The sequence below is a fragment of the Microbacterium sp. K41 genome, from assembly GCF_004794395.1.
Taxonomy (GTDB): domain Bacteria; phylum Actinomycetota; class Actinomycetes; order Actinomycetales; family Microbacteriaceae; genus Microbacterium; species Microbacterium sufflavum.
In genome coordinates this window covers 1-16,540 of sequence record NZ_SSDO01000482.1, presented here as the reverse complement: position 1 = coordinate 16,540, position 16,540 = coordinate 1, and the positions used below count along the sequence as shown (strand labels likewise).

At 68.7% G+C, this 16,540-nt stretch carries 9 protein-coding genes and 1 pseudogene; 1 reads left to right on the top strand and 9 read right to left on the bottom strand.

Annotated elements, in window-relative coordinates; genetic code table 11:
• From DW309_RS16020 to DW309_RS15990, 7 genes are all read right to left on the bottom strand, one after another.
• Window positions 1-670 (bottom strand): PfkB family carbohydrate kinase (locus DW309_RS16020; RefSeq protein WP_136045925.1); only part of this gene is annotated, 670 nt, incomplete at its 3' end.
• A 290-nt stretch (window positions 671-960) separates the two neighbouring features.
• The gene (gene rpoC / locus DW309_RS16015) at window positions 961-4,836 is read right to left on the bottom strand and encodes a DNA-directed RNA polymerase subunit beta' (RefSeq protein ID WP_136045924.1); all 3,876 of its coding nucleotides are present in this window, start codon (window positions 4,834-4,836) and stop codon (window positions 961-963) included.
• 81 nt (window positions 4,837-4,917) lie between these two features.
• Window positions 4,918-8,421, bottom strand: a complete 3,504-nt coding sequence (gene rpoB / locus DW309_RS16010; protein ID WP_136031622.1) for a DNA-directed RNA polymerase subunit beta — start codon at window positions 8,419-8,421, stop codon at window positions 4,918-4,920.
• Window positions 8,422-8,629: 208 nt separating this feature from the next.
• A complete protein-coding gene (locus tag DW309_RS16005) occupies window positions 8,630-10,330 on the bottom strand; it encodes an ABC transporter ATP-binding protein (RefSeq protein ID WP_136045923.1) in 1,701 nt (566 codons plus the stop codon).
• The gene (locus DW309_RS16000; protein WP_136031619.1) at window positions 10,327-11,289 is read right to left on the bottom strand and encodes an ABC transporter permease; all 963 of its coding nucleotides are present in this window, start codon (window positions 11,287-11,289) and stop codon (window positions 10,327-10,329) included. Before DW309_RS16000 ends, DW309_RS16005 begins: the two co-directional genes overlap by 4 nt.
• A gap of 34 nt (window positions 11,290-11,323) precedes the next feature.
• Entirely contained in the window at window positions 11,324-12,328 is a 1,005-nt protein-coding gene (locus tag DW309_RS15995) for an ABC transporter permease (RefSeq protein ID WP_136035908.1), read from the bottom strand.
• Between the two features lie 130 nt (window positions 12,329-12,458).
• Entirely contained in the window at window positions 12,459-14,132 is a 1,674-nt protein-coding gene (locus DW309_RS15990; protein WP_136032298.1) for an ABC transporter substrate-binding protein, read from the bottom strand.
• A gap of 167 nt (window positions 14,133-14,299) precedes the next feature.
• On the opposite strand from DW309_RS15990, the gene DW309_RS15985 reads away from it, so the two are divergent.
• Entirely contained in the window at window positions 14,300-15,223 is a 924-nt protein-coding gene (locus tag DW309_RS15985) for a sugar kinase (RefSeq protein WP_136032296.1), read from the top strand.
• Window positions 15,224-15,243: 20 nt separating this feature from the next.
• On the opposite strand, the gene DW309_RS15980 is transcribed toward DW309_RS15985, so the two are convergent.
• Both DW309_RS15980 and DW309_RS15975 read right to left on the bottom strand, forming a co-directional pair.
• The gene (locus DW309_RS15980) at window positions 15,244-16,116 is read right to left on the bottom strand and encodes a MurR/RpiR family transcriptional regulator (RefSeq protein WP_136032295.1); all 873 of its coding nucleotides are present in this window, start codon (window positions 16,114-16,116) and stop codon (window positions 15,244-15,246) included.
• A 14-nt stretch (window positions 16,117-16,130) separates the two neighbouring features.
• Window positions 16,131-16,540: pseudogene (locus DW309_RS15975) on the bottom strand (glycoside hydrolase family 3 N-terminal domain-containing protein); the annotation flags it as partial.

Genomic DNA, 16,540 nt, shown 5'->3' with positions numbered 1-16,540 from the left:
CGTCGGACTCGAGCACCGCGCCGTCCGCACCCGCGGTGGCCAGCACCGCGCGCACGCCGAGCCCCCGGAGACGGGAGCGCAGCGCGTCGAGGTCGCCGTCGTAGAGCACCGCCGCGTCGTCGGCGCCGACCTTCACGACCTCGGCCTGCGCGGCCAGACGCTCGAAGCCGCGCACGAACTCGTCGCGGTCGCTCAGCATGCCCGTGCGCGGGTTCGGATCGATCGCGAGGCGCGCACCGTCCAGGGCGGCCGCGAGCGCGTCGACCTCGGCGGGTGCGTCGAACGGGAAGCAGCTGACGACCGCGAGGTCGGCGTCCGCGATCGCGGCCACCGCCTCGTCCGAGTAGCGGATCGTGCGCTCCTGGGCGGCACGGTTGAAGACGTACGCGGGCTCGCCGCCGGCGGATCGCGTCACGACGGCGCGCGACGACCCGTGCGGCGCCGGACTCGCGATCAGCCGCACACCGTGGTCGACCAGGTACTCGCGGATGTGCGACCCCGCGACGTCGTCCCCCACCATCGCGATCAACGTCGTGGGTACGCCGAGCCGTCGCAGCCCCACGGCGACGTTCAGGGCGGCTCCGCCGACGAACTCGCGGACGCCGGACTCATCGCGGATCTCGTCGATCAGGGCATCACCGATCACGACCACAGAAGACTTCGAGCTCACCCGCCGACAGTACCGTGACCCCGCGGCGAGTGCACGGGACCTCGCCGAACGCACGGCCCGGGCGCGCCGACACCCCGTGCACTCGGCAACACCCCGTGCACCCGGTGACACCCCGTGCACTCGGCGAGACCGCGCAGCGGGCAACCGAACGCGACGAGGGACGACGAAGGCCCCGGGCGATGCCCGGGGCCTTCGTTCACTCAGTCACACCTCAGTTGTGTCGCGACGACGTCGCTCGACAGCTTCAATCGACTCGGCCGGACGAGCACGCTCGCCGGCTCTCGCCTCAATCAGTTGTAGGTACCGGGGGTGATGTCGTCCGTCGAGAACGCGTCGAAGTCGACGTAGCCGAAGTCGCCGTCCGCGTACGCGCCGTCGGATGCGAAGATCCGGTTCGGGTAGCGCTCGCTCTTGGCTTCCTCGGTGGCCTCGACCGTGACGTCGCGGTACTTCGAGAGACCGGTTCCGGCGGGGATGAGCTTACCGATGATGACGTTCTCCTTGAGACCGACCAGCGGGTCGCGCTTGCCCTCCATGGCGGCCTGCGTGAGCACGCGGGTCGTCTCCTGGAAGGACGCGGCGGACAGCCACGACTCGGTCGCGAGCGACGCCTTCGTGATACCCATCAGCTCCGGGCGACCCGACGCGGGGCGCTTGCCCTCGGCCACGGCCTCGCGGTTGATCTGCTGGTAGCGCTTCAGGTCGACCATCTCACCCGGCAGCAGGGTCGTGTCGGCGTGGTCGACAACGGTGACCTTGCGGAGCATCTGGCGGACGATGACCTCGATGTGCTTGTCGTGGATCGGCACACCCTGCGAGCGGTACACGCCCTGCACGCCGCCGACGAGGTACTTCTGCACCTCGCGGGCACCCATGACGCGCATGACCTCCTTGGGGTCGAGCGTGCCGACCTGCAGGGGCTGACCGACCGAGACGTGCTGGCCGTCCTCGACGAGGAGCGTCGCACGCTTCAGCACCGGGTAGACGACGGGCTCGTCGCCGTTGTCGGGCGTCAGGATGACCTTCTTGGCCTTGTCGGTCTCGTCGATCGTGATGCGGCCGTCGGCCTCGGCGATCGGCGACGCACCCTTGGGGGTACGAGCCTCGAACAGCTCCTGCACACGGGGCAGACCCTGCGTGATGTCGTCGGCCGACGCGGAACCACCGGTGTGGAAGGTACGCATCGTCAGCTGGGTACCGGGCTCACCGATCGACTGGGCCGCGATGATGCCGACGGCCTCGCCGATGTCGACCGTCTTGCCGGTCGCGAGCGAACGGCCGTAGCACTGCGCGCACACGCCGACGGCGGAATCGCAGGTCAGGACCGAGCGGACCTTGATGGTCTCGACACCCGCAGCGACCAGCTTGTCGATGAGCACGTCGCCCACGTCGTCGCCGGCCGAGGCGAGGACCTCGCCCGCCGCGTTCACGACGTCGGAGGCCAGCGTCCGGGCGAACACCGAGTTCTCGACGTTCGCGTCGCGCACCAGCTCACCCTGCGAGTTCGGCGCGGCGATCGGGAGCTCGAGGCCCTTCGACGTGCCACAGTCCTCTTCGCGGATGATGACGTCCTGCGAGACGTCCACCAGACGACGGGTCAGGTAACCCGAGTCGGCGGTACGCAGAGCGGTGTCGGCCAGACCCTTACGGGTACCGTGCGTCGCGATGAAGTACTCCGCCACCGACAGACCCTCGCGGTACGAGGAGATGATCGGACGCGGGATGATCTCACCCTTGGGGTTGTTCACCAGACCACGCATACCGGCGATGTTCCGGATCTGCAGCCAGTTACCGCGGGCGCCCGAGGACACCATGCGGTTGATGGTGTTGTCCTCCGGGAAGTGCGCCTTCATCGCGGCCTGCACCTCGTCGGTCGCCTCGGTCCAGATCTTGATGAGCTCCTGACGACGCTCGGCGTCGGTCGTGAGGCCCTTCTCGTACTGTGACTGGACCTTCGCGGCCTGCTTCTCGTAGCCCGCGACGATCTCCGCCTTGTTCGGCGGGGTGAGGATGTCGCTCAGCGCGACGGTGACACCCGAACGGGTCGCCCAGTAGAAACCGGCATCCTTGATGCGGTCCAGCGTGGCGGCCGTCTCGACCTTGGGGTACTCCTCGGCCAGCTTGTTGACGATCTGCGACAGCTTGCCCTTGTCGGCCTGCTCGCGGACGAAGGGGTAGCCCTTCGGCAGCGCGTCGTTGAAGATCGCCTGACCGAGCGACGCGTCGACCAGACCGTGCTTCTCGTAGCCCTCGGGAGCCTCGCCCTCCAGGAAGGCCAGACCCGGGATGCGGATGCGGACCTTCGCCTGCAGGTCGAGCGTGCCCTCGTCGTACGCGAGCTGCGCCTCACCGACGGAGCCGAACGCACGGCCCTCGCCCTTGGCACCGGCCTTGACCGTGGTCAGGTGGTGCAGACCGATGATCATGTCCTGCGAGGGCAGGGTCACCGGACGGCCGTCCGACGGCTTGAGGATGTTGTTCGACGCGAGCATCAGCACGCGGGCCTCGGCCTGAGCCTCGACCGACAGCGGCAGGTGCACGGCCATCTGGTCACCGTCGAAGTCGGCGTTGAACGCCGCGCAGACGAGCGGGTGCAGCTGGATGGCCTTGCCCTCCACGAGCTGCGGCTCGAACGCCTGGATGCCCAGACGGTGCAGGGTGGGTGCACGGTTGAGCAGCACCGGACGCTCGCGGATGATCTCCTCGAGCACGTCCCAGACCTCGGGACGCGTGCGCTCGACGGCGCGCTTCGCGGCCTTGATGTTCTGCGAGTGACCGAGGTCGATCAGGCGCTTGATGACGAACGGCTTGAACAGCTCGAGCGCCATCTGCTTGGGCAGACCGCACTGGTGCAGCTTGAGCTGCGGGCCGACCACGATGACCGAACGGCCCGAGTAGTCGACACGCTTGCCGAGCAGGTTCTGACGGAAACGACCCTGCTTTCCCTTGAGCATGTCGCTCAGGGACTTCAGCGCACGGTTGCCGGTACCGGTGACGGGGCGACCACGGCGGCCGTTGTCGAACAGCGCGTCGACGGCCTCCTGCAGCATCCGCTTCTCGTTGTTGACGATGATCTCGGGGGCGCCGAGGTCGATCAGGCGACGGAGACGGTTGTTGCGGTTGATCACGCGGCGGTACAGGTCGTTCAGGTCCGAGGTCGCGAAGCGGCCACCGTCGAGCTGCACCATCGGACGCAGCTCCGGCGGGATCACCGGAACGACGTCGAGCACCATCGCGGCCGGGCTCATGCCGGTCTCGAGGAACGAGTTGACGACCTTGAGGCGCTTGATCGCACGGATCTTGCGCTGGCCCTTGCCCTCCGAGATCTGCAGGTGCAGGCTCTCGGCCTCGGCGGTCAGGTCGAACGCGGCCAGGCGACGCTGGATCGCCTCGGCACCCATGTAGGCCTCGAAGTACTGGCCGAAGCGGTCCTGCAGCTCGTGGAAGACGTCGTCCTCCGGGCGCAGGGCACCGACCTCGAGCGTGCGGAAGTCCTCCCACACGCGCTCCAGCTTCAGGATCGCCTCGTCGGCACCCTTGCGGATGAGCGACATCTCCTTCTCGGCGGCGTCCTTGACCTTCTTCTTGGCGTCGGCCTTGGCACCCTCGGCCTCGAGAGCCGCGAGCTCCTCCTCCAGCTTGGCCAGGCGCTCCGCGATCTTGGCGTCGCGGCGGTCGCCGAGCGTCTTCAGCTCGAGGCGGATGTTGTTCTCCTGCGTGCCCAGGTCGCGGTGACGAGCATCCTCGTCGACCGAGATGACCATGTAGGCGGCGAAGTAGATGACCTTCTCGAGGTCCTTCGGCGCCATGTCGAGCAGGTAGCCGAGGCGCGAGGGCACGCCCTTGAAGTACCAGATGTGGGTGACGGGAGCGGCGAGCTCGATGTGACCCATGCGCTCACGGCGGACGGAGCTCTTGGTGACCTCCACGCCACAGCGCTCACAGACGATGCCCTTGAAGCGGACGCGCTTGTACTTGCCGCAGGCGCACTCCCAGTCACGGGACGGGCCGAAGATCTGCTCTCCGAAGAGACCGTCCTTCTCCGGCTTGAGGGTGCGGTAGTTGATGGTTTCGGGCTTCTTGACCTCGCCGTAGGACCACGCGCGGATGTGGTCTGCGGTCGCCAGGCCGATGCGAAGCTCATCGAAGGTTGTGGACTCGAGCACTAGTTCTCCTGTGTCGGAAATTCTGTTTGAGAAGTCTGCTTCGGTGAGCCGGGGACACGGCGGTCCCCGGCTCCCGAAGGATTAGATCTCGTCGATCGAGGCGGCCTCGAAGCGGCTGGAGATGTTGATACCGAGTTCCTCTGCGGCGCGGAACGCCTCGTCGTCGGTGTCGCGGAGGTTGACCAGCGTGCCGTCGGCCGAGAGGACCTCGACGTTCAGGCAGAGCGACTGCATCTCCTTCATGAGCACCTTGAACGACTCCGGGATGCCGGGCTCCTGGATGTTCTCGCCCTTGACGATCGCCTCGTACACCTTGACGCGGCCGAGGATGTCGTCGGACTTGATCGTGAGGAGCTCCTGGAGGGCGTACGCGGCGCCGTAGGCCTCGAGGGCCCACACCTCCATCTCACCGAAGCGCTGCCCACCGAACTGCGCCTTACCACCGAGCGGCTGCTGGGTGATCATCGAGTACGGACCGGTGGAGCGGGCGTGGATCTTGTCGTCCACCAGGTGGTGGAGCTTCAGGATGTACATGTAGCCCACGGAGATCGGCGCCGGGAACGGCTCGCCGGAGCGGCCGTCGAACAGCTGCGTCTTGCCGCTCGAGTCGATCAGGCGCAGGCCGTCACGCGTCGGGAGCGTCGAGTCGAGCAGACCGGCGATCTCCTCCTCGCTGGCGCCGTCGAACACCGGGGTCGCGACCTTGGTGCCGGGGGCGGCCTCGAAGGCCTGCTCCGGCAGCTTGGCGGCCCACTCCGGGGTGCCCTCGACCTTCCAGCCCTGCTTCGCGATCCACCCGAGGTGGGTCTCGAGCACCTGGCCGAAGTTCATTCGACCCGGGATGCCCAGCGGGTTGAGGACGATGTCGACCGGCGTGCCGTCCGAGAGGAACGGCATGTCCTCGACGGGCAGGATCTTCGCGATGACACCCTTGTTGCCGTGACGGCCGGCGAGCTTGTCACCCTCGGTGATCTTGCGCTTCTGGGCGATGTAGACCACGACGCGGCGGTTCACGCCGGAGCCGAGCTCGTCGTCGCCGTCCTCGGCGTTGAACTCCTTGACGGCGATGATCGTGCCCTGCTCACCGTGCGGCACCTTCAGCGACGTGTCGCGGACCTCGCGGCTCTTCTCGTTGAAGATCGCGCGGAGCAGGCGCTCCTCGGCCGACAGCTCGGTCTCACCCTTCGGCGTGACCTTGCCGACGAGGATGTCGCCGGGGCGGACCTCGGCACCGATGCGGATGATGCCGCGCTCGTCGAGATCCTTCAGCAGCTCGGGGCTGACGTTGGGGAGGTCACGGGTGATCTCCTCCTTGCCGAGCTTGGTGTCGCGGGCGTCGACCTCGTACTCCTCGATGTGGATCGACGAGAGGGTGTCGTCCTTCACCAGGTCCTGGCTCAGGATGATGGCGTCCTCGAAGTTGTAGCCCTCCCACGTCATGAACGCGACGAGGAGGTTCTTGCCGAGGGCCAGCTCGCCGTTCTCGGTGGCGGGGCCGTCGGCGATGACCTCGCCGACCTCGACGCGCTCACCGGCCGACACGACGACCTTCTGGTTGTAGGAGGTGCCCTGGTTCGAGCGGTCGAACTTGCGCAGGTGGTACTCCTGCGTGCCGCCCTCGTCGAGCATGACCACGACGCGGTCGGCGGAGACCTCGGAGACGACACCGGCCTTCTCGGCGGTGATCACGTCGCCCGCGTCGATGGCGGTGTAACCCTCCATACCGGTGCCGACGAGCGGCGAGTCGCTGCGCAGCAGCGGCACGGCCTGGCGCTGCATGTTGGCGCCCATGAGCGCGCGCTGCGCGTCGTCGTGCTCGAGGAAGGGCACGAGCGAGGTCGCGACCGACACCATCTGGCGCGGCGAGACGTCGATGTAGCCGATCTCCTCCGGCAGGAACAGGTCGACCTCACCGCTACCGCCCTTGGGGCGCGCGAGCACGTGGCTCTCGCGGAAGCGACCCTTCGCATCGAGCGGCGCGTTGGCCTGCGCGATGTTGAAGTCGACCTCCTCGGACGCCGTGAGGTAGTCGATCTGCTCGGTCACGACACCGTCGACGACCTTGCGGTACGGGGTCTCGATGAAGCCGAACGAGTTGATGCGCGCGAAGGTCGCGAGCGCACCGATCAGGCCGATGTTCGGGCCTTCCGGGGTCTCGATCGGGCACATGCGGCCGTAGTGCGAGGGGTGGACGTCACGGACCTCGACGCCGGCGCGGTCGCGGCTCAGACCACCGGGGCCGAGGGCCGAGAGGCGGCGCTTGTTGGTCAGACCCGCGAGCGGGTTGTTCTGGTCCATGAACTGCGACAGCTGCGAGGTTCCGAAGAACTCCTTGATCGCGGCGACGACGGGGCGCACGTTGATCAGCGTCTGCGGCGTGATGGCCTCGATGTCCTGCGTGGTCATGCGCTCGCGGACGACGCGCTCCATGCGGGACAGACCCGTGCGGACCTGGTTCTGGATCAGCTCGCCGACCGCGCGGATGCGACGGTTGCCGAAGTTGTCGATGTCGTCGGTCGCGAGACGGATCTCGGTCTTCTTGCCGCCGCGGATGCCCTCGAAGGTCTCCTCGGTGCCGGCGTGCAGACGCACCAGGTACTTGATGGTCGCGACGATGTCCTGCACCGTCAGCACCGACTCCGTCAGCGGGGTGTCGAGACCCAGCTTGTGGTTGATCTTGTACCGGCCGACCTTGGCGAGGTCGTAGCGCTTCGGGTTGAAGTAGAAGTTGTCGAGCAGCGCGCGGGCAGCCTCGGCGGCCACCTGCTCGCCCGGACGCAGCTTGCGGTAGATGTCGCGCAGCGCGTCTTCCTTGGTGACGATCGTGTCCTTCGCGAGCGTCTCCTCGATGGAGGTGTAGCCGGCGAACTCGGCCAGGATCTCCTCGCTGGTCATGCCCAGCGCCTTGAGGAAGACCGTGACGGACTGCTTGCGCTTGCGGTCGACGCGCACGCCCACCTGGTCGCGCTTGTCGATCTCGAACTCGAGCCAGGCACCGCGGCTCGGGATGACGCGCGCCGAGACGATGTCCTTGTCGGAGGTCTTGTCGGGCGTCTTGTCGAAGTAGACACCGGGCGAGCGGACGAGCTGCGAAACGACGACGCGCTCGGAGCCGTTGATGATGAACGTGCCCTTGTCGGTCTGCAGGGGGAAGTCGCCCATGAAGACCGTCTGCGTCTTGATCTCACCCGTGAGGTGGTTCATGAACTCGGCCTCGACGTACAGCGGCGCGGCGTAGGTCTTGCCACGCTCCTTGCACTCCTCGATGGAGTACTTCTCCGGCTCGAGGTACGGGTTCGTGAACGACAGCTGCATCGTCTCGCCGAGGTCCTCGATCGGGGAGATCTCCTCGAAGATCTCGCCCAGACCGCTGTTCTCGTTCACGTCGGTGCGACCGGCGGCCTTCGCCTCGGCCACGCGCGCCTTCCAGGCGTCGTTGCCGACGAGCCAACCGAAGGACTCGGTCTGCAGAGCGAGAAGGTCGGGGACCGTCAGCGTGTCGGAGATCTTGGCGAACGAAAGACGGGAAGCTCCGCGTCCGTTCTTGGTGGTGGTGGATGTGGATGCGTTGGGAGCAGCAGCCAAGGGAATAACCTCCGTGAGCCCCGCAGGGCTTCTCGATTCCTTTGTCGTCAGGTGGAGTTCGCGCTCGAGAGCTCAACGGATGCCGACCACCATATGAGGGCAGGGAGGAGCGAGCGCAACTACCAACTATACCCACGATTCCGCGACATGGCAAGCACAGTCCTTGACCAATCTCAGAACCTGCGGTATTGGCGCTCGCTCCCCCGTCTCAGGACGCGATGCCGAGCTCGTTGCCCGGGATCGAGGCGAGCAGGCGCCGCGTGTAGGGGTCGCGCGGATTCGTGAAGATCTCCTCCGACGTCGCTGCCTCGACCAGCTTCCCGTCCTTCATCACGCACACGTAGTCGCTGATGAGCCGCACCACCGCGAGGTCGTGCGAGATGAACAGGTAGCTCAGGCCGTACTCCCGCTGCAGGTCGCCGAGCAGCCGCAGGATCTGGTCCTGCACCAGCACGTCGAGCGCCGACACCGGCTCGTCGCACACGATGAGGTCGGGCGAGAGCGCGAGCGCCCGGGCGATCGCGACGCGCTGCCGCTGACCGCCCGACAGCTCCGACGGGTAGCGGCGCAGCATCGACTGCGGCAGCGCCACGTCGTCGAGCAGCTGCCGCACGCGCTTGCGACGGTCGGCGCCACTCCCCCGCCGATAGAACTCCAGGGGCTCGGCGATCAAACGCTCGATCGTGAACATCGGGTTCAGGCTCGAGTACGGGTCCTGGAAGATCGGCTGCACGCGCTGCCGGAACTCCTTCGTCTCCGCCCTGCTGAGCGTCGAGACGTCCTTGCCCTCGTAGCGAATGAGTCCGCTGGTGGGCTCGATCAGCTTGAGCAGCATGCGGGCGGTCGTCGTCTTGCCCGAGCCGGACTCCCCGACGATCGCGACCGTCTCGCCCCGCGGGATCGCCAGCGACACGTCATCGACGGCCACGAAGTCCTCGTGCTTGCCCCGCACCGGATACACCTTCGTGAGGTTCTCGATCTCGACGATGTGGTCGCGCGGCTTCTCCTCCGCGGGCTGCTCCGCGGCGGACGTGTCGCGCACGAACGCCTCCGGCCGCAGCCGGGCGACCGCGACCGAGGGCGCCGCCTTCACGAGCGACTGCGTGTACGGGTGCTGCGGGTCCTCCAGGATCTGCCGCGCGGGCCCCTGCTCGACCACCTTGCCGCGGTGCATCACCACGACCCGCTCCGCCCGCTCGGCCGCGAGACCGAGGTCGTGCGTGATGAGCAGCACCGCCGTGCCGAGCTCGCGCGTCATCTCGCCGATCTGGTCGAGGATGGTCTGCTGCACCGTGACGTCGAGCGCGCTGGTGGGCTCGTCGGCGATCAGCAGCCGCGGCTTGCACGCCAGCCCGATCGCGATCAGCGCGCGCTGGCGCATACCGCCGGAGAACTCGTGCGGATACTGCTTCGCGCGGCGCTCCGGGTCGGGCAGGCCCGCGGCCGTGAGCGCCTCGACGACCTTCCCCTGCACGTTCTGCCGCGTGGCCAGGCCGTGCGCGAGCAGCGTCTCTGCGACCTGCGTGCCGATCTTGGCGACCGGGTTGAGGTTCGACATGGGGTCCTGCGGGACCAGGCCGATGTCGCGCCCCCGGATCGTGCGCAGCTCGTTCTCCGAGGCGTGCGCGATCTCGCGGCCGTCCAGGCGGATACTGCCCGCCGCGACCTTCCCGCCCCCGGCGAGCAGCCCGATGATGGCCATCGCGGTGGTGGACTTGCCCGACCCGGACTCGCCCACGATCGCGACCGTCTCGCCCGGCCGGATCTCCAGGTCGACGCCCTCGACCGCGTGCACCACGCCGTCCATGGTGGCGAAGTCGACCGCCAGTCCCTCGACCGACAGCAGCGGCTCGTCCGACATGCGGTTCTCCCTCGCGGCGCGCACGGCGCCCTCGTCTCGCGCGTTCATCGTGCCCTCGTCCTCGGGTCCATGGCCTCCCGCAGCGCCTCGCCCAGCAGGGTGAAGCCGAGCGCGGTGACCGCGATGCAGATGCCGGGCAGGAACGCCAGCCACGGCGCGATCGCCAGCTCCGCCTGGGCGTAGGTGAGCATGCGCCCCCACTCGGCGGTCTCGGGGCGGCCGCCGCCGAGACCGAGGAACGACAGCGCCGCCGCGTCGATCACCGCGGTCGCCAGCGTCAGCGTGCCCTGCACGATCACGGGGCCGATCGCATTGGGGAGCACGTGCGACATCGTGATCCGGCCGCGCCCGAGGCCCAGCGTCTGCGCCGAGAGCACGTAGTCGCTGGAGCGCTGCTGCAGCATCGACGCCCGCAGCAGCCGCGCGAAGATCGGCACCTGCGAGGCACCGATCGCGATCATGACCGCGAACGGCGTCTGGCCGAGGATCGCCGCGATCGACACCGCCAGCAGCAGGTTCGGCACGGACAGGATGATGTCGACCACGCGCATGATGACCGTGTCGACCCAGCCGCCGAATGTGCCGGCGATGAGCCCGAGCAGCATGCCGCCGACGAGCCCCATCGCGGTCGAGACGACACCGATGAGCAGCGACGCCTGCGCGCCCCAGATCAGCTTCGAGAGCACGTCGCCGCCGAAGCGGTCGAGCCCCAGCGGGAACTCCGGCAGCTCGCCCGGTCCGGGGATGTGCGTCGGGGTGATGAACTTCGCACCGGGGAGCGCGGTCTCCGGATACGGGGCGATCACCGGTGCCAGCAGGGCGATCGCCAGGAAGACGAGCACGATGACCGCGCCGATCCATGCGGTCGGGTTGCGACGCAGGCGGCGGAACACGTCGCTCCAGAAGCCGCCGCCGTTCTTCAGGTCGGCCTGGGCGATCGCGACGGTGTCGATGCTCCCCCCGCTCTCGGCGGAGGGTCCCTGTGCGGGTGGGAGGGCGATGCTCATACGACCGCCTCCTTTCGGACGATGAGGAGGGACATCACTGCACCCTCACTCTCGGATCGATGAAGCTGTAGGAGACGTCCACCGCCAGGTTGATCAGCGCGTACGCGATCGCGATGAAGATGATGAATCCCTGGAGCACGGGGAAGTCCCGCGTGAAGATGGCCCGCGCGAGGAACGAGCCGATGCCGGGGAACGCGAACACCGTCTCGGTGAGCACCGCCCCCGAGATCAGCAGTCCCGTCTGCAGACCGATCGTGGTGATCACCGGCAGCATGGCGTTGCGCAGGATGAAGCGGCTGCGCAGCGTCGAGGAGCCGACACCCTTCGCGCGCCCGGTGCGCACGTAGTCGGCGTTCTGCACCTCGAGCACGCTCGCCCTCGTGATGCGCACGATGATCGCCAGCGGGATCGTGCCGAGCGCGAGCGCCGGGAGGATGAGGTGCAGGATGGCGTCCCACGCCGCGTCGAACTCGCCGGTGATGATGCCGTCCCACACGTAGAACCCGGTGGGATGCGTCGCGTCTATCCGCGGGTTCTGCCGCCCGTCGGACGGCAGCCAGCCCAGCTGCACCGCGAAGACGTACTTGAGGATGAACGCCAGGAAGAACACCGGGATGGTGATGCCGATCAGGCTCAGCACGACCGAGGCGTGATCGGTGAACTTGCCGTGTCGCCGCGCGGCCCAGTAGCCGAGCGGGATGCCGACGCCCACCGCGAAGATGAGCGCCATGACGCTCAGCTCGATCGTGGCGGGGAACCGGCGGAAGAACTCCTCCACCACCGGACGGTTGGTCTGGATCGAGGTGCCGAAGTCGCCCTGCAGCAGTCGCGTGATCCAGATGAAGTACTGCTCGATGAGCGGCTTGTTGAAGCCGTAGAGCTCGTTGACCCTGGCGATCGCCTCGGGTGTGGCCTTCTCGCCGAGGAGGGCGACCGCGGGGCCGCCGGGAAGGGCCCTGACCCAGGCGAACAGCAGGATGCTGAGCCCGAACAGGGTGGGGATGAGGAACAGCAGTCGCCTGCCGATGGTGCGCAGCACGAAGATCTCCGTCGATCAGGCCCGTCGTCTCGCTCCGCTCGTTCAGGGACCGAACCGGGATGGTTTCCCGATCCGGTCCCTGAGCGAGGAGCGGAGCGACGAGACGAAGGGGTCTCGGTCGGTCAGGCCGTTACTTGGTGAGGACGATGTCCGTGAAGACCTCGTCGTTCACCGGGCTGGCAGGGTAGCTCTTCACGCGCGGGTCGAACGCGAGCGTCGGAGCCGGGTGCGCGAGCGGGACGCCGGGGATGAACTCCGCCACCATCTCGTTGATGTCCTCGTACAGCGCGGTCTGCTCCTCCAGGTTGGACACGCCGCGAGCCTCGGTCAGCTTCTGGAACAGCTCCGGGTTGTCGAAGCCCCACTCCGAGCTCTGCTGGCCGAAGAACACGCCGACGAAGTTGTCGGTGTCGTTGTAGTCGCCCGTCCAGCCCAGCAGGTGGATGCCGTGGTCGGAGGTGCCGGTCGTGCGGTCGAGGTACTCGACCCACTCCTCCGACACGGGGGTGGTCTCCACGCCGACCTCGGACAGCTGCGACGACAGCACCGTGAAGATCTGCTCGGGGTCCGGCATGTAGGGACGCGACACGTTGACCGGGTAGTTGAACGTGAGCTTCAGCGGGTTCGACTCGTCGTAGCCGGCCTCCGCGAGCAGCGCCTTGGCCTTCTCGGGGTCGTAGTCGTAGGTCGTGACGTCGGGGTTGTAGCCGTTGACGACCTCGGGCACGAACTGCGTGGCCTTCTGCGTGCCCTCGGGCAGCACCTGGCTGATCAGCGCGTCCTTGTCGACCGCGTACGAGAGGGCCTCGCGCACCTTCGGGTCCTGCAGCTCGGGCACGGCCTGGTTGAACGCCAGGTACAGGATCGTGAACGGCGGGCGCGACACCATCGTGAAGCCGTCGTCCTCGAGCGCCTTGGTGTCGGCGGGACCGACGAGGTCGTAGCCGTCGATCGAGCCGGACTCGAGCGCCTGGCGGCGGGCCGTCGGGTCGTCGATCGTGCGGAAGATGATCTCGTCGACCTGACCCGCGTCGCCCCAGTAGTCGTCGTAGGCCTTGAGCGTGACCTGCTCGCCCGGCGCCCACTCCTCGAACTGGTAGGGGCCCGTGCCGACCGGGTGGCCCATCGCGTACTCGGACAGCTGCGGCGCCTCGGCCGACCCGCCGACCTCATCGGCGCCGAACTCCTGCATCGCGGACGGGCTCTGCATGCCGAACGCGGGCAGCGACAGCGAGGCGATGAACCCGGCGAACGGCTTGTTCAGCTCGATCGTGACGGAGTTCTCGCCGTCGGGCGTGCACGACTTGTAGACGGCGTCGGCGGGGTTCGACGCGTAGCCCTTGAAGAGCTTGTTGTAGTAGTAGCCGAACGCCTCGGAGGCGGCCAGACCGGTCCAGTTGTACCAGCGGTCGAAGTTGTAGCAGACCGCCTCGGCGTTGAACGGGGTGCCGTCCTGGAAGGTCACCCCCTCCTTCAGCTGGAACGTGTGCGACATGCCGTCCTCGGACGACTCCCACGACTCCGCCAGCAGCGGCGCGGGGTCGGCGGTGCCCGGCTCGGTGCCCACCAGACCCTCGAAGATCTGGCGGGAGACGCGGAACGTCTCGCCGTCCTGCGCGAACGCGGGGTCGAGGCTCGCCGGATCGGACGACGCGGCGAAGACGAACGTGCCGTCGACGTCGCCCGAGCCCTCCGAACCGTTGTCGCCGCGCTCGCTGGCGACGCATCCGGCGAGAGCGAGAGCCGCGATGGCCGCTCCGGTGACGGCGACGATCCCTCGCCGACGCATGGCTGACTGGTGCATTGTGTGACCTTCCCTGTCGGGCGCTTCGATGCGCGTACCCGGGGCGTCGTCGCCCCGGAGACGGTGATTCCTCGAAGGTACCCAGCCGGATCGCGGATGCCAAATAGCCGGAGGTTGCGATCCGGTATCGACACGCGCGGGACTCGGGATCGGGTACCGTCGAGAACGTGCCAGAGTCCACCCCGCTCGCCGTCTGCTTCGGCGAGGGCATGGTCGCCCTCGTCCCGGCCACCGCCGGTGCCCTGGAGATCTGCCGCACGTTCGACCGGTCGCTCGCGGGCGCGGAGTGGAACACCGCGATCGCGCTCGCCTCGGCGGGAGTGGAGACGGCCGTGGTCTCGCGCGTGGGCGACGACGGGTTCGGCCGGTTCCTGACGGGCGAGCTCCGCGCCCACGGCGTGGACGACAGCGCGATCGAGGTCGATGCGGACGCGCCGACCGGGCTGTACGTCAAGGAGCTGTCGCCCCGGCCGGACGGCACGGTCGAGGGCACGATGCACTACTACCGGGCAGGGTCGGCCGCCGCCGCACTGTCTCCGCGCACCCTCGAGACGCCCGCGGCCGCTGCCCTCCTCGCCCGCGCCGCGCTCGTGCACACCTCGGGCATCACGCCAGCCCTGTCGGACTCGGCCGCCGCCGCGCAGGATGCGCTGTTCCGCGACCACCGTCCCGCTCACGCGCTGCTGAGCTTCGACCTCAACTGGCGTCCGGCGCTCTGGCGCGGGAGGGAAGACCACGCGAAGCGCCTGCTGGGCGGACTCGCCCGCGACGCCGACGTGCTGTTCTGCACCAGGCCGGACGCCGCGGCGGTGTTCGGCACGAGCGACCCCGACGCCCTCCGCGCGCTGTTCCCCGAGCCGCGGTTCGTCGTGGTGACCGACCCGGCCGGCGCCGTGGCGTTCGACCGCGGGGATCGCGCGCAGAGCGACGCCCTCGACGCGCCCGTCGTGGAGACGATCGGCGCGGGAGACGCGTTCGCCGGCGGTTTCCTCGCCGGGGTGCTCGCCGGGCTCTCGCTCAGCGGCAGCCTGGCCCGTGCGCACCGCATCGCCACGCGCGCGATCGCCAGCACCCGCGACCACGTGGACTGAGCCTCCCTGCCGTCACCCCCCTACGCGCGGCGCGGACGGCGCGGCGGCACGGCATCGTGCGTGCGCTGCAGGGACACGGCCACCGGCTCCCCGCGGTGCTGCACCACGCGCACGAACAGCACGTCGATCAGGGCGAGCTGTGCGATCCGACTCGACATCGCCGCCATGCGATACGGCGACTCCTGCGCCTGGCTGAGCAGCACCACGTCCGCCACCGCCGCGAGCGGGGAGTCCGCATCGCTGGTCACGGCGACCGCGAGCGCTCCAGTGTCGCGCGTCACCTCCAGCGCCCTGACCGTCTCGGCCGTCTCCCCGCCGTGCGAGAAGGCGATCGCGACGTCCTCGGGCGAACGCAGCGACGCGGTCGTGATCGCCAGGTGCGGATCGGCGGAGTGCGACACCGAGCACCCGATGCGCGACAGCTTCAACTGCAGATCCTGCGCCGTCAACGACGACGCCGCCTGACCGAACAGGTCGATGTGGCGGGCGGCCACCAGCGCACGCGCGACCCGGTCGAGGGCGGCCTCATCGAGCGCACGGGCGGTCTTCTCGATCGCGTCGATCTCCTGCGCCGCGAGCTTCGCCGCAATCGCGCCTGGCCCATCGTGCGGATCGATCGCGGTGGTGTCCAGCCCGAAGCGCGCCTGCTGCGCCTGGGCGAGCGTGACCGAGCGGGCGACCGCGACCCGCAGCTCGCGGTAGCCGCTGAACCCCAGCGACTGGGCGAACCGCGCCACGGTGGACAGCGACGTGCGGCACAGCTGCGCCAGATCGTTGATCGCGAGGTCGACGACGAGCGTGGGGTCGCCGAGGATGGTCTCGGCCACGCGGCCCTCGGCCGCGCTCAGCCTGGGCAGGGAGCGCCGCACCGTGGCCAGAACGTCGTCGTCCATGCGCTGATCCCGTCTCAACCGGCGGTGGTCGACCTCTGCCGTAGCGGGAAGCGACCCAGGAGTGCCTCCCGTGCGGTCTGCGCCCCGAGCCTGCTGGCCGCCCCGACCTCGACGGTCGGCAGGGGAAGCGGCGTGCGGGCGGGGAGCCCGACGTTCACCACGACCGCGTGCGGGTCACGGGCGGCCGTGCGCTCCACGAGGGCGCGCTGTGCCGGTTCCGCGTCGGGCCGGTCGACCAGGACCACCGTGGCGCCCGGGGCCGCGACGACCTCGGCGATCACGTCGTCCTGCTCCGTCACGGGACGCGCGGCGACATCGAGCCGGACGCGCACACCGTCGCCCGCGAGGGCGCTGGCCACGTACGACGCGGCGCTGTCGACCGCGAGGGTCGAGCGACGGCGGGCGTCGATCACCGCGAGCGCCT